14 protein-coding genes are annotated in these 13,526 nt (G+C 67.1%); 1 reads left to right on the top strand and 13 read right to left on the bottom strand.

Annotation, left to right across the window (positions count from 1 at the left end; genetic code table 11):
• Positions 1-10: 10 nt before the first annotated feature.
• The 5 genes from ACHQ4I_RS18420 to ACHQ4I_RS18440 form a co-directional block, all read right to left on the bottom strand.
• Entirely contained in the window at positions 11-1,000 is a 990-nt protein-coding gene (locus ACHQ4I_RS18420; RefSeq protein ID WP_420773015.1) for an NAD(P)-dependent alcohol dehydrogenase, read from the bottom strand.
• A gap of 132 nt (positions 1,001-1,132) precedes the next feature.
• On the bottom strand, positions 1,133-1,822 hold the full coding sequence (locus ACHQ4I_RS18425; RefSeq protein ID WP_420773016.1) for a TetR/AcrR family transcriptional regulator C-terminal domain-containing protein: 690 nt from the start codon (positions 1,820-1,822) through the stop codon (positions 1,133-1,135).
• Between the two features lie 91 nt (positions 1,823-1,913).
• Positions 1,914-2,894: an esterase/lipase family protein gene (locus ACHQ4I_RS18430; protein WP_420773095.1), complete on the bottom strand. Its 981-nt coding sequence runs from the start codon at positions 2,892-2,894 to the stop codon at positions 1,914-1,916.
• A 131-nt stretch (positions 2,895-3,025) separates the two neighbouring features.
• Positions 3,026-3,682 (bottom strand): PadR family transcriptional regulator, encoded by a 657-nt coding sequence (locus ACHQ4I_RS18435; RefSeq protein ID WP_420773017.1) that lies wholly within the window; start codon positions 3,680-3,682, stop codon positions 3,026-3,028.
• A gap of 163 nt (positions 3,683-3,845) precedes the next feature.
• Positions 3,846-4,436: a TetR/AcrR family transcriptional regulator gene (locus ACHQ4I_RS18440; protein WP_420773018.1), complete on the bottom strand. Its 591-nt coding sequence runs from the start codon at positions 4,434-4,436 to the stop codon at positions 3,846-3,848.
• Between the two features lie 74 nt (positions 4,437-4,510).
• On the opposite strand from ACHQ4I_RS18440, the gene ACHQ4I_RS18445 reads away from it, so the two are divergent.
• Positions 4,511-5,356 (top strand): NAD(P)H-binding protein, encoded by an 846-nt coding sequence (locus ACHQ4I_RS18445; protein WP_420773019.1) that lies wholly within the window; start codon positions 4,511-4,513, stop codon positions 5,354-5,356.
• Here ACHQ4I_RS18445 and ACHQ4I_RS18450 read toward each other — a convergent pair.
• From ACHQ4I_RS18450 to pyrF, 8 genes are all read right to left on the bottom strand, one after another.
• Positions 5,353-5,520 (bottom strand): hypothetical protein, encoded by a 168-nt coding sequence (locus ACHQ4I_RS18450; protein WP_420773020.1) that lies wholly within the window; start codon positions 5,518-5,520, stop codon positions 5,353-5,355. The genes ACHQ4I_RS18445 and ACHQ4I_RS18450 overlap by 4 nt on opposite strands.
• Before the next feature lie 183 nt (positions 5,521-5,703).
• A complete protein-coding gene (locus ACHQ4I_RS18455) occupies positions 5,704-7,998 on the bottom strand; it encodes a primosomal protein N' (RefSeq protein ID WP_420773021.1) in 2,295 nt (764 codons plus the stop codon).
• A gap of 15 nt (positions 7,999-8,013) precedes the next feature.
• Positions 8,014-9,228, bottom strand: a complete 1,215-nt coding sequence (metK, locus tag ACHQ4I_RS18460; RefSeq protein WP_420773022.1) for a methionine adenosyltransferase — start codon at positions 9,226-9,228, stop codon at positions 8,014-8,016.
• A gap of 304 nt (positions 9,229-9,532) precedes the next feature.
• Positions 9,533-10,756, bottom strand: a complete 1,224-nt coding sequence (coaBC, locus tag ACHQ4I_RS18465; RefSeq protein ID WP_420773023.1) for a bifunctional phosphopantothenoylcysteine decarboxylase/phosphopantothenate--cysteine ligase CoaBC — start codon at positions 10,754-10,756, stop codon at positions 9,533-9,535.
• A 51-nt stretch (positions 10,757-10,807) separates the two neighbouring features.
• A complete protein-coding gene (gene rpoZ, locus ACHQ4I_RS18470; RefSeq protein WP_040692158.1) occupies positions 10,808-11,089 on the bottom strand; it encodes a DNA-directed RNA polymerase subunit omega in 282 nt (93 codons plus the stop codon).
• Between the two features lie 59 nt (positions 11,090-11,148).
• On the bottom strand, positions 11,149-11,733 hold the full coding sequence (gene gmk, locus ACHQ4I_RS18475; RefSeq protein WP_420773024.1) for a guanylate kinase: 585 nt from the start codon (positions 11,731-11,733) through the stop codon (positions 11,149-11,151).
• An 8-nt stretch (positions 11,734-11,741) separates the two neighbouring features.
• Positions 11,742-12,059 carry an integration host factor, actinobacterial type gene (mihF, locus tag ACHQ4I_RS18480; protein ID WP_062993489.1) on the bottom strand — a complete coding sequence of 106 codons (318 nt, stop codon included), beginning with the start codon at positions 12,057-12,059 and terminating at the stop codon, positions 11,742-11,744.
• 627 nt (positions 12,060-12,686) lie between these two features.
• Positions 12,687-13,511, bottom strand: a complete 825-nt coding sequence (gene pyrF, locus ACHQ4I_RS18485) for an orotidine-5'-phosphate decarboxylase (protein ID WP_420773025.1) — start codon at positions 13,509-13,511, stop codon at positions 12,687-12,689.
• Between the last annotated feature and the right edge of the window lie 15 nt (positions 13,512-13,526).

The raw sequence follows: 13,526 nt of genomic DNA on the forward strand, positions 1-13,526 counted from the left end.
GCTCAGCGCGCTAGTCGGTGGCCACGACCACCTTTCCGGTGGCGTGGCCTTCCTCCTGGTATCGCACGGCCGCCGGTATTTCGCTGAATGAATAGGTCCGGTCGATGACCGGGGTGATCTTTCCGTCCTCGATGAGCTCGGTCAGCGCCATGAGGTTTTCCCTGTTCCGAGTGCATCGGGTCACCTCCGCCAGCGCGACTCGCTGCGAGATGAACGGCGCGCGCGCCAACGCCGCGAACATCCGTCCGGCGGGTTGCAGCCAACGACCCGCCGGCCCGCCGACCGCGACATAGGCGCCCTTGGCAGTCAGCACGCGGCGACATGCCGACAACGAACGACTCCCCGCGATATCCACCAACAGGTCGTAGCGCTGCCCGTTCCGGGTGAAATCCGCTGCGGTGTAATCGATTACCGCATCGGCGCCGAGCGAACGGACCAGCTCCACATTCCGCGTGCCGCAGACACCGGTGACCACCGCGCCGAACGCATGCGCGAGCTGGACGGCGAATGTGCCCACACCTCCGGACGCGCCATTGATCAATACCCGCTGCCCGGCTCGGATCCGTCCCTCGTCGCGCAGGGCCACCAACGCGGTATTGGCCGCCAGCGGTACCGCCGCCGCCTGCTCGAACGTCAGGTTCGTCGGCTTCGGTGCCAACTCACTTTCCCTGACACATACGTACTCGGCGAAGCCACCACCTTTGAGCATCGCGAATACCTCATCGCCGGGCCGAAATCCGGTCACCGCCTTGCCGACACCTTCGACCACCCCCGCCATATCCGCGCCCAGGATGGCGATGGACGGCTTGCGCAATCCGACGCCGCCACCCATCAACCGCGCGATATACGGCTCGCCGCGCAGGAAATGCCAGTCATAGGGCTGAACCGAGGTGGCACGCACCCGAACCAACACCTCGTCATCCGCGGGTACCGGCTGGTCGATATCGGTGCGAGTCAGCTGCTCCGGTGGACCGAATGACCGAAGGACATAGGCCTTCATCGTGTTCTCCTCAGATTTCGGCACCGGGACGCCGGCCGCGTCCACGAGCCTTACAACGTAAGGTATCCTTACGTTGTAAGGCTCGTCAATAGCCGCCGCGGCCACCTCCACGCCGACCGAAGTCGTTGCAGATCAAGCAGTCTCACGCAAACGGTCGAGACCGTCGAGAATCAGATCGAGCGCGAATTCGAATTCGAACTGGTCATCACACCAACCCAGCGTCGAGTCCGGATCATCGTGGGCGACCTCCCGCAGCATCCCGACCAGATTCGGGAGCGCCTCGGCCATCGCGTCGAGCGCGGCCATGGCCTCCGCATCGACCGGTCCGTCGCCGGGATCGAACAACTCCTGGGTGAAACCCAGTGCCCGACTACCGAGCACATGCATCGCATGGTGAGTCTGGTCGTAGGAGAAGCCACCCGCGCGCATGAGGCCGAGCAGGCCGTCGTAGTAGCGCAGCACGGCCTGGCTCGTATTGGTCCGCGTCTGGAATACGCCGGGCGCCCACGGATGTCGGAGCAGCACCTCACGAGCGGACAGAATCCGCTGCCGCACGGCCTGTTTCCATGCGGGCCCGGCAGCGGGCATATCGATATCGACAACGACCTGATTGATCTCCCCCACGATGACGTCGACCACGCCATCGAGCACGTCTTCCTTATTGGCCACGTGGTGATACAGCGACATCGCCTCGACGCCGAGCACTTCCGCCAACCGACGCATCGTCAGCGCCTCGACACCACCCTCGTCGGCGACGCCGATCGCCGTGGAAAGTACTCGCATCCGGCTCAACGGGATTCGAGAATCGACTTCGGTGGCCACCTACGCATCCTTCCATAGGGCGTAAGTCCGGCATTGACAGCAGAGCCGGGCGGAGGGACAACCCCTCCGCCCGGTCCCATCAGCTGCGCCGTCAGGAATGCCCGGCGATGATGACCTCGGGAATGCCGGTGCCGAGCGGCACCGCACGACACGTCGGCGCGGGTGCGTGTACCGGGTCCAGCGTCTGCAGCAGCAGTTCCTGCACGAACGGGTCGTAGACCATGTGGAAGTGACCGGTCTGGTCGGCCGCGCACAGATCCTGCAACGCGATGTTCTCCACGCTCGGACCGTGCAGTGCGATATTGCTGAACGGCTGGATCATCTCGTCGACCCGGCTGCCGATGGTCACGTAGTGCGGGCCCGGCACGGTGTCACCGCCCGCGTTGAGTTCGATCATCTCCGCGGACCCCTGCGCCTGCTGCACCGCCGCGAGCGAGGTCACCCTCGAGAAGGCCTGCAGCGCACCCGGAATCGCCTCCGCCACCGGCACCAGGCCGTACATCACGCCGCCGTAGCTCGGGGACGCCAGACCGATCCACTGACCGACCTTCGGCGCGCCGTCGAGCTTGTTGACGTAATAGCGAGTGACATTGGCGCCCTGGGAAAAACCGACGATGTCGACCTGCGTGGCGTTGGTGGCGGCGAGCACCTGATCCACGAACGCGCCGACCTGATAGGCGCTCACCACGATGTCCTCGGTGCCCCAGGTGTCCTTGCCGGGGGCACCGCCGTAATTGAGTGCGAAGACGCAGAAGCCGAGCGCCGAGATCTGCGGCCCGATGGTCGACCAGTCGGAGTAGGCCGAGGAATCGGTGCCGTGCGCCAGCACGACCGGACGGGGATGCTCGGCGGTCGGCTTGCAGTCGAAGTTGTTGGTACCGGCCGGAGTCACGTTCTTGTGCGTCTTCTGATAGACCGCGGCGGCCAGATGGTCCGGCTGGGCAGGCCCGATCTGAGTGGGTATGTCCGGCGGACGATATCCGACGATCTGCGCGCTCACCGGCGCCGTATCAACCGGTTCGGCGCTCGCTATCGGTGCCGCGCCGGAGCCGATAACGACGGCTCCGGCCATGACACCGGCAGACACCACGCGCCTGAACTGTGATCTACCCCAACCCCACAAACCGCTCGGCTGTTCCATATCACAATGATGTACCCGATCGGCTCGAAAAGTGCACGCTCAGGCGGTGTTTCACATTGCCATTACTTTTCGGGGGCGTCGTCCTCGGCGAGAATGCGGTATAGCGATTTGCGCGCCTCGGTGAGCACCTCCGCGGCCCGGGTCGCCTGCTGCGGGGTACCCGCCGCCGCGACCTGAGCGGCCGCACCCATCAGCTGTCCGATGAGCGCGCGCAGATCCATCGCCTGGGTGCCGACGTCTTCCTTGACATCGGCCCACGGATCGCCGAGATCGTCGCGATTCTCGGTGACGTAGGCCTCGCCCGCGTCGGTGAGCTTCGCGGTCTTGCGACCGGCGACCTTCTCGATGAGCACCAGACCCTCGTCCTCGAGCTGCGCGAGCGCGGGATAGATGGATCCCGGGCTCGGGCGCCAGACATCGTCGCTGCGCTCCCGGATCTGCTGGATCAGTTCGTATCCGTGCATCGGACGCTCGGTGAGCAGCAGCAGCACCGCGGCACGCACGTCACCGCGCCTGCCCCGGCCGCCGCGGCCACGGCCGCGCCCGAATCCCGGACCGAAACCGGGTCCGAAACCAGGACCGAAGCCCGGTCCGAACTCGGGTCCGAAGCCGTGCCGCCCGCCGCGGCGATGCTGCCGACGACCGGCGTCACCCTCGTCATGACCGGGCTTGCGCCAGCGGCCACGACCTCTGAATTGTCCGTATTCGATGTTTTCCATGTCAGCCTCCCTGGGCTCTTGTGTGTATCTCACGCTATCGACGATATATCGGCAATGCATCGCATGCAAGGGTGACAGGCAACACGAACCAACCGGTCGCTCGAATGCGCACGGGCCGCACATCGGTCGATGTGCGGCCCGTGCGGACGGCGAGGCGAAACCTTTATGGCGCAAGCGAATCGATCCAACGCTCCAGCCGACGCCCCTCGGTCACCATGAGTTCTGGATCGCGGAAGGTATTGGCGAGCAACGAGATCCCCTGATATGCCGCGAACAGCGCGACCGCGAGCTCACCCGCATCCGCGCGGCCCATTGCCATGAACTGCTGTTCGATCCAGTCCAGCAGCGTGCGGATACTCGCCGCCGATGCCAGCTCCAGGCCGTCGCCGCGCTTACCCAGCTCCGAGGCCAGAGTTCCAGTGGGGCACCCGAATTGCGCGGCCCGGTCGCGTTGGTCGACCCAGCCGCGAACCAGGGCCTTCAGCCGCTCTCGCGGCTCGTCGTACTGCTCCAGCGCTGCGATCAACTCCTGCAGCGTCTGCGCGTGCGCGCCGAGCGCGGCCTCGACCAGCTGATCCTTGGTCTTGAAGTAGTAGTACACATTTCCGAGCGGAACCTCGGCGGCCCGCGCGATATCGGCGATCGTCGTCTTCTCGACGCCCTGCTCATGGAACACCTGGGCCGCCGCGGCGGCGAGGCGTTCGCGCTTGCCCGCCTTGGGCGTCGCCCGCCGACCTTCGACTGAGTTAGTCATACAACTAACTATAGACAAGCTCTCGATTGATCGGCTATGTTCGCTTTAGTCAGTCAACTAACTCAGGAGTCGAAGTGATCGTAGTGACCGGAGCGACCGGCAATATCGGACGCACCCTCGTGCAGCACCTCGCCGCGGCGGGCGAGCAGGTGAGCGCCGTATCCCGCGGGAATCAGGACATCGCACTGCCGGACGGCGTCCAGCATCGACGAGCCGATCTCGCCGATCCCGAAAGCCTCTCCCCCGCAGTCGAAAACGCCGACGCGCTCTTCCTGCTCCTCACCGGGCCACAGCTGGTGACCGGACCGGATCCGGCGCGGTTCATCGAGGTCGCCGCAGCCGGCGGGATCAAGAAACTGGTGCTGCTGTCCTCGCAGGCGACCGGCACCCGACCCGGACTCGCCTCGCACGCGCGCCTGCACGCGTTCGAATCGGCCCTGCAGCAGTCCGACCTGGACTGGACGATTCTGCGGCCCACCGGATTCTTCTCCAACACCTACGCGTGGATCGAGTCGATCCGGGCCGAACGGCTGATCGCCGCACCCTTCGCCGATATCGCACTGCCCGCGATCGACCCCGTCGATATCGCCGAGGTCGCCGCGACCGTGCTGCGCACGGACGACCATGCCGGCCGCATCTACGAGCTGACCGGACCCGCCGCCATCAGTCCGCGCGAACAGGCTCAGGCCGTCGAGGCCGCCCTGGGCACGTCGCTGCGATTCGTCGAATTGACCCGCGAGCAGGCACGTTCCGGCATGCTGCGGTTCATGCCCGCCGATGTTGCCGATGGCACGCTCGACATTCTCGGCACGCCGACTCCGGCCGAGCGGCAGGTCAGCGCCGATGTCGAGCAGGTGCTCGGGCGGCCCGCCACGTCGTATGCCGAATGGGCGCAACGCAATCGGGCGGTCTTCGGCTAGCCCTTGCTCGGCTGTCCGCCGATTCGAATCTGCTGGTCGCCCTCGCGATCTCGTAGGTCGACGCCGAGGGTGAGCAGCTTCTCGTCGAGGCCCTCGACTTCGAGGGGCAGCCAGACGCGCCGCACGGTCGTCGCGATGCGCAGCGCGGCGGGAATCTCGTGCACGGTATCCGCCAGCCACTGGCCAACGGGACGGCTACACCGATCCCGCCACCGAGAGCGAGCCCACCGAGGGCGAACAGGCAGAGTTGGACAGTGGAGAATTCGCAGCACCGTAGATGCGGATGTGGTGGTCATCGATTCTCCGATCCGGATAGGCGTGGCCCGGCCCGTAGGAGCGGCCGGAGATCAGCCGATATCGACCGGGTCGATTTGGACGCGGAGGGGGGCATCGGAGCGGTGGGTGCTGCGGATGGCTTGGGCGGCGGTGAGGGCGCGGGCGAGGGCGGCGCCGGAGGTGCGGTGTACACGCAGGAGCATGCGTTCGACTTCGGCGGGGGTATCACCGCTGTCGAAGGGTTTGCGGGCGCCGGGTGGCAGTGGCACCGGGCCGAGGAGGTCGGCGTTATCCGGAAGCTTTGCGGCGGAGAGCAATTCGGCGATGGCATCGGAGGTGCCGTCGATGGCGGCCATGCGGACGGCGGGCGGGAAGCCGACCTCGGCGCGGCCCGCCACCTCGGCGCGGGCGTGGCCGACCGGATCCCAGCGCAGCAGCGCCTGGACGGTCGGCAGCGAGGGTTCGGCCATGACAATGACCTGGCCGTGGTTGCGGACCAGTGTGGCGGCCGACATCCAGCGGCGCAGCGTGTCCTCGGCGGCGCGCAGGTCCGCGCGGCTGAGCAGCGCCCAGCCGTCGAGTAGCAGGGCGACACCGTAGCCGCCGGGCAGCACCGGTTCGGCGCCGACGGTCGCGACGATCACCTGCGGGCCCGGTTCCACGGTGTCGAGGATCGCGCCGCCGCTGGACCCGCGGATCGGCACGCCGGGGAAGGCACGGCCCAGTTCCTCGGCGGTGCGGGCCGCGCCGATCACCACCGCGCGCAGCGCCCGGGAAGCGCAAGCGGGACAACGGAATGCGGCCTCGGTGATACCGCACCACCGGCAGGCGGGGCTGTGCGCGGTCTCGCCGCGGTGCCCGGCTCGCCCGTCCGGCAAGGCGAGTGGACCGTTGCAGTGCCGACATCGTGCGGGCGTACGGCATTTCGCGCAGGCGAGCGCCGGAATGTATCCGCGCCGCGGCACCTGCACCAGCACCGCCGCGCCCTCCTTCAGCGCCGATCGCGCGGCGGCATAACCTACAGCCGGAATGCGAACGGCCCGCGCGACCGGATCGCGCTCCATCGCGATATCGGAGTCACCCGGTGCACTGATCCGCGGCGAAAACTTGCGCACCACAGCGCGGTCCGCGACCAGATCATGCGCCCACCCCGAATCGACCACCGCTTGAATCTCGGCCGTCCGCGCGAATCCGGCCGCCACGAACGCCGCTGCGGCCTCATGTGCCCGCAACATCGCGACCTCCCGCGCGTGCGGATACGGCGCACGCGGTTCGGCATAGGTGTCGTCACCGTCATCCCAGATCGCGATCAACCCGAGGTCGGCGGCGGGCGCGAACACCGCACTGCGCGTCCCCACGATCACCCGGGCCGTGCCCCGCAACGCTGCCAACCACCGTCGATAACGCGCGGCCGGACCCAATCCGGCCGCCAACCCGACCGCCGAATCCCCCACCAGCCGAGCACATTCCGCCAACACCCGATCCAGATCCCGCTGATCCGGCACCATCAGAATCGCACTGCGTCCCCGCCCCGCCACCACGGCCGCCAACTCCGCCAACCGCCGTGCCCAATCCTCCCCCGGCAACGCCTGCCAGGCCGCCCGCACCCCCTTTCCCTCCCCCAGCGCCGCCACAAACGCCGCCCCATGGAGATACCGCTCCCACGACCCCAGATCCACACCGTCCGGCATACCTGCGCGGCCCGAAACAGCCGGCACGGCGGCGGACGGCGAATCGGACACGGCGGCAGCCGGTTCCGCCGCGGAGTCATCCGAGAGACCGCTATCGAGTGACGCACGCAAGGTGCCGGATGCGCGAGTTCGATCGCCCGAAGGGGTTTCCGCCTGTGCCGTTCGACTCGCAGGACTGGAGCCGCCATCACTCGATGCGGCCGAATCCTCCTGCGGTCCTTCGGGTTCGGCGGGCTTCTTCGGGCCTCCGTTCTCGGTGCGCGCGTGTCGGGGCGGGATGGCCAGCCGCAGGACATCGGCTCGGGTGCCCGCGTAGCGTGCGGCTACCGCGGTGGCCAGTTTCAGGATTTCCGGTGTGAGGACGCGCTCGGGCGATACCACGCGCTCGAGCCTGACCATTTTGCCGGTGTGGTCGCTGTGGGACAGGCGGGCCAGGATATAGCCGTCGACGAGGCGGCCAGCGAAGCGGACGCGGACGCGCACGCCGGGCTGTGCGATTTCGTCCAGCTCCGGCGGCACCAAATAGTCGAAGTCGCGGTCCAGGTGCGCAGGCGACAACAGCGGGAGTACCCGTGCGATCGGGTGTCCCGCTGCTGTCGAATCGTGCGTCGCCGTGGCTCCGGCGCCTGCGTCGCCGGGAGCCGTGGCGGAGAGGTCCGCTGTGGGTTTGTGCACGCGGGCCCGATATACCTACAGTCCTACGGCCGCACGGAGCTTGTCCGCTCGGTCGGTGTGCTCCCAGGGCAGGTCCACGTCGGTGCGGCCGAAGTGGCCGTACGCGGCGGTCGGCGCGTAGATCGGCCGCAGCAGGTCCAGGTCGCGGATGATCGCGCCGGGCCGCAGGTCGAAGACCTCGGTGATGGCCGTGGCGATGCGCGTCGGATCGACCTTCTCGGTGCCGAAGGTCTCGACGAACAGACCGACCGGTGCGGCCTTACCGATGGCATAGGCAACCTGAACCTCGACGCGGTCGGCCAGTCCTGCCGCGACGACATTCTTCGCGACCCAGCGCATGGCGTAGGCGGCCGAGCGGTCCACCTTCGACGGATCCTTACCGGAGAACGCGCCGCCGCCGTGGCGGGCCATGCCACCGTAGGTGTCGACGATGATCTTGCGGCCGGTCAGACCCGCATCGCCCATCGGACCACCGAGTACGAACTTGCCCGTGGGGTTCACCAGCAGGCGAATATCGGAGACATCCAGCGGCGCGGGCAGGTCGAGATCGGCGAGCACCGCGTCGACGACCTTCTCGCGGATATCGGGCGCCAGGAGGTTGTCCAGGTCGATATCGGCTGCGTGCTGAGTGGAGATCACGACCGTATCCAGGCGGACCGGGCGGTCGCCGTCGTATTCGATGGTGACCTGGGTCTTGCCGTCGGGACGCAGGTACGGCAGCACACCGGACTTGCGCACCTCGGTCAGCCGCCGCGAGAGCCGGTGCGCGAGGGCGATCGGCAGCGGCATCAGCTCGGGGGTGTCGGTGTTGGCGTAGCCGAACATCAGGCCCTGGTCACCGGCGCCCTGCCGTTCGATCTCGTCATGGGTTCCGGCGGTACGCGCCTCGTGCGAGGTGTCGACACCCTGCGCGATATCCGGCGACTGCGCGCCGATCGCGATATTCACACCGCAGGAATTACCGTCGAATCCTTTTGCGGACGAGTCATATCCGATTTCCAGGACCTTTTCGCGAACGATTTTGGGAATATCCGCATAGGCCGAAGTGGTGACCTCACCCGCGACGTGAACCTGACCGGTGGTGACGAGTGTTTCCACCGCGACCCGGCTGCGCGGATCCGCCGCGAGCAGCGCGTCGAGGATGGAATCGCTGATGGCGTCACAGATCTTGTCCGGATGACCTTCGGTCACGGACTCACTGGTGAAAAGGCGGCTGCCAGACGTGGGCACAGTTCTTCCCTCTCCCTCAACGGGTTACTCGTATCGGATTGCGACGGTAACGCGATGCGTCCACCGCACAACCCTTCATCTCAGACTATTCCAAACCACCGACGCGATGGAGCAGACGACAGGCAACTGTCTCAGACTATTGATTCCGTCAACGTGTCGGGCCGGGGCTCCAGCCTCCAACACATCGACCAGTCCGGGTTGCGGTCGACCACTAGCCTAACCACGTATCGGCGGCGCTTCCACCGAAGGTACTCGGTACGCGTCCATCCAAGCGCCACAACAGATCTCAGCGCCACAACAGACCTCAGCGCAGCAGCGGACCGAGCGCGTCCAGCACCCGGCTCGCGAGCAACGCCTTCGAACCGTGGTCGAGCGCCTGTTCGGTGCCGTCGGCACCGAGCAGCCAGCCATCGTTGGTGTCGACCTCGAACGCCTTGCCCTCGCCGACCGCGTTGACGACCAGCAGATCACAGCCCTTGCGCGCCAGTTTGGCCCGCGCGTGTGTGAGCACATCGCCCTGCTCGTCACCGGTCTCGGCGGCGAAGCCGACGATCGCGGTACCGGGCAGTTGACCGTCGCGCCGCGCCTGGACCAGTCCGGCGAGGATGTCATCGGTCTTGGTCAGCGGGATCACGTCGGGCTCGTGCGCGCCCTTTTTGATCTTGGCCGCGGCCACCGTTGTCGGCCGGAAGTCGGCGACGGCGGCGGCCATGATCACCGCGTCCGAACCGAGCGCATGCTTCTCGACGGCGGTCTTGAGCTGTTCGGCGGTGGTGATGTGCACGAGGTCGACGGCGGCGGGTGCGGCCATCTCGATCGTATTGCCCGCGATCAACGTCACGTGGGCACCGCGCTGCGCGGCGACCCGGGCGAGTGCGTAGCCCTGTTTGCCGGAGCTGCGATTGCCGAGAAAACGCACCGGATCCAGCGGTTCCCTGGTGCCGCCCGCAGTGATCACCAGGCGGCGGCCCGCCAGATCACGCGGGATGGCGTCGGCGCGTTCCAGCAGCAGCGTCGCGAGCCCGAAGATCTCCTCGGGCTCGGGCAACCGGCCGGGACCCGTATCGGCGCCGGTCAACCGGCCCGACGCGGGTTCCATGACGATCGCACCGTGCGCACGCAACGTCGCGACATTGGCGAGGGTGGCCGGATGCTCCCACATCTCGGTATGCATCGCGGGCGCGAACAACACCGGACATCGGGCCGTCAGCAGCGTGGCGGTGAGTAGATCGTCGGCGCGGCCCTGTGCGGCGCGCGCCATCAGATCGGCGGTCGCCGGGGCGATGACAACGAGGTCCGCCTCCTGGCCCAACCGCACATGCGGCACCTCGGGCACATCGGTGAACACATCGGTGTGCACCGGGTTCCCGGACAGTGCCTCGAAGGTTGCCTTGCCGACGAACTGCAGCGCCGACTCGGTAGGGATCACCCGAACCTGGTGCCCGGTCTCGGTGAACCGGCGCACGATCGAGCAAGCCTTATAAGCGGCGATTCCGCCGCCGACGCCGACGACGATCCGTGTGGTCACTACCCCTCCGGTGGGCTGATCCCCGCGTACGCGGGGAGTTCGACGAGCTTGTTATTCGCCTTCGGAGTGCTCGAGCAGGTCGGAGTGGATCTCCCGCATCGCGACCGAGAGCGGCTTCTCCTGCAGACCCGGCTCGACCAGCGGGCCGACGTATTCGAGGATGCCGTCGCCGAGCTGGTTGTAGTAGTCGTTGATCTGACGGGCCCGCTTGGCCGCGTAGATGACCAGCGCGTACTTGGACGAGGTGCGCTCCAGCAGCTCGTCGATCGGCGGGTTGGTGAGGCCGACCGGAGTGTCGTATGCGGGCGCGGGCTTGATGTCCGTACTGCTCACTTGTGTGGGCTCCTGCGGGGATCGGTTCTTCGGGCTGGGTTATTTCGAGCGTGTGGGTGTCACGAACTCGAATTTGTGCTAACGAACAACGATACCAACTGCTCACAGGCGCTGGTCACCTCGTCGTTCACTATGACGATGTCGAACTCGTCACAGGCCGCCAATTCGGTCCTGGCGGTCTCCAACCTGCGTGCGATCACCTCGGGCGATTCGGTACCGCGCGAGGTCAGCCGGGATACCAATTCGTCCCAGCTGGGCGGGGCGAGGAATACCAGCAGCGCCTCCGGGATGGCCTTGCGCACCGACCGCGCGCCCTCGAGGTCCACCTCGACGAGCACCGGCAGTCCGGCGGCGAGTCCGTCACGCACCGGTCCGGCCGGGGTGCCGGAGCGCTGCAGTCCCCCGTGGATATCGGCCCATTCGAGGAGTTCGCCCGCCTCGATCATGGCGTCGAACTCCTCCCGGGACACGAACCGGTAGTCGCGGCCGTCGACCTCCCCGGGCCGGGGGGCCCGGGTTGTCGCCGACACGCTGAAGACCAGTTGGGGCAGTCGCTCGCGGACGCAACGGACCACGGTCGACTTGCCCACGGCCGAGGGGCCGACCAGTACAACCAGTCGACCCTTCCGCGTGTTTTCGACCACCTCGGTGGTCAGGCGAAGTCGAATCGGGCGAGCAGCGCCTTGCGCTGCCGATCACCCAGTCCGCGCAGACGCCGGGTGGGGGCGATCTCCAGCTCGCTCATGATCTCCGCCGCCTTGACCTTGCCCACCTTGGGCAGGGCCTCCAGCAGAGCCGACACCTTCATCTTGCCGAGGATCTCGTCGGTTTCGGCGTCGGTGAGGACCTGCTTCAGGTCGGTGCCGCCACGCTTCAGGCGCTCCTTGAGCTCCGCCCGAGCACGGCGAGCGGCAGCCGCCTTCTCCAAAGCAGCGGCGCGCTGCTCGTCAGTCAGCTGGGGAAGGGCCACGGTTCCTCCGTCTCATCGTTCATTGCATCAACTCCTGCCGGTAACCCAGCAGTCTCAGCGACCGTACCCACGACGTTCCCCGATTGCGAACCCACCCCCCAGGTCAGCGCATGATTCGCCGATGTCGTAGGGGTGGTCCCGGCCGGATGCGCACAGCGCGTCGATCGCTGCGGAGATCCTACCGCCGAAACCTCGAAATGCCCCGCGACCAGGGAGTTTTCATAGGTTAAGCGCGGTAGCGGAGCGGTTGCGGCGACAACCCGCATCGCGCCAGCAACCGGTCGCTCGTCCGACCTGGAAGTTTCTAGGATTTTTCCGCGTGTCGCGTTGTTCTTGCGCGTGTCGGAGCCGTGAAACGACCGATTTCGAGCCTCCGGATCGTGCCGGCGGCCGCCCAGGACGGCAGCGCGGCGAGTTCCAGCGGCACTCTGTGCCGCGCTAGCAGGCTCCGTGATCGATCAGGACACAAGATCGGCCACCGATATGCCCAATGGCGAGGAAAAGGGCGCAGCGGGGCGCACAGCTGTTCGATATGACACGTCATCCCCGCTCAACGGCGCTCCCCGCCCTTGAAACACGAAATGGACCGACGCCGAAGCGCCGGTCCACACCGCAATCGTCGACTCGTCATCGCCGCAGGAAGGCGAACTCCTCCTGCAGCGCGCTCACCTTGGCACGCAGTGCCGAGACAGACGGGCCGTGGCGCAGCACCTCGCGCGAGACATTCGGCACCGCGGCATGCAGCATGTGATCCGAGACCAGCTCACGCACGGTTTCCGGACCGCCGCCCTGCGCGCCGACGCCCGGCATCAGGATCGGACCGTTGAGCGCCGACAGATCCGGTGCCTCGCTGAGTGTGGCACCGATAACGACGCCGACCGAGCCGAACTCCTGGCCCGCGTTGCACTGCGCCGCGGCGTCGACCATGGTCTGGGCGACCGTGCGACCGTCCGCCGCCAGCGCCCGTTGCACCTGCGCGCCTTCGGGGTTCGAGGTGGCGGCGAGTACGAAGACACCGCGGCCGTTCGCCTCGGCGAGCGTCAAGGCCGGTGCGAGGGAACCGAATCCGAGATACGGCGAGACCGTCACCGCATCCGATCCGAGCGGTCCGTCGGCGAGCCAGGTGCGCGCGTAGGCATCCATGGTCGAGCCGATATCGCCGCGTTTGGCGTCGGCGAGCACCAGGGTGCCCGAGGCACGCAGCACCTCGACCGTGCGCTCCAGCACCGCGATTCCGCCGGAGCCGTAGGCCTCGAAGAAGGCGACCTGCGGTTTGATCAGCGCGACCTCGCCGTCGAAGGCCTCGACGCAGATTTCGGCGAATTTCTCGACCCCGTCGACATCATCGGTCAGGCCCCAGGATTCGAGCAGTCCGGGATGCGGGTCGATGCCGACGCACAGTGGGCCGAAGTGCCGCATGGCGTGCTGCAGTCGGGCACCGAACGTCTTCATCGCACCGTCTCCTTC

The sequence above is a fragment of the Nocardia nepalensis genome, assembly GCF_048910785.1.
GTDB lineage: Bacteria > Actinomycetota > Actinomycetes > Mycobacteriales > Mycobacteriaceae > Nocardia > Nocardia nepalensis.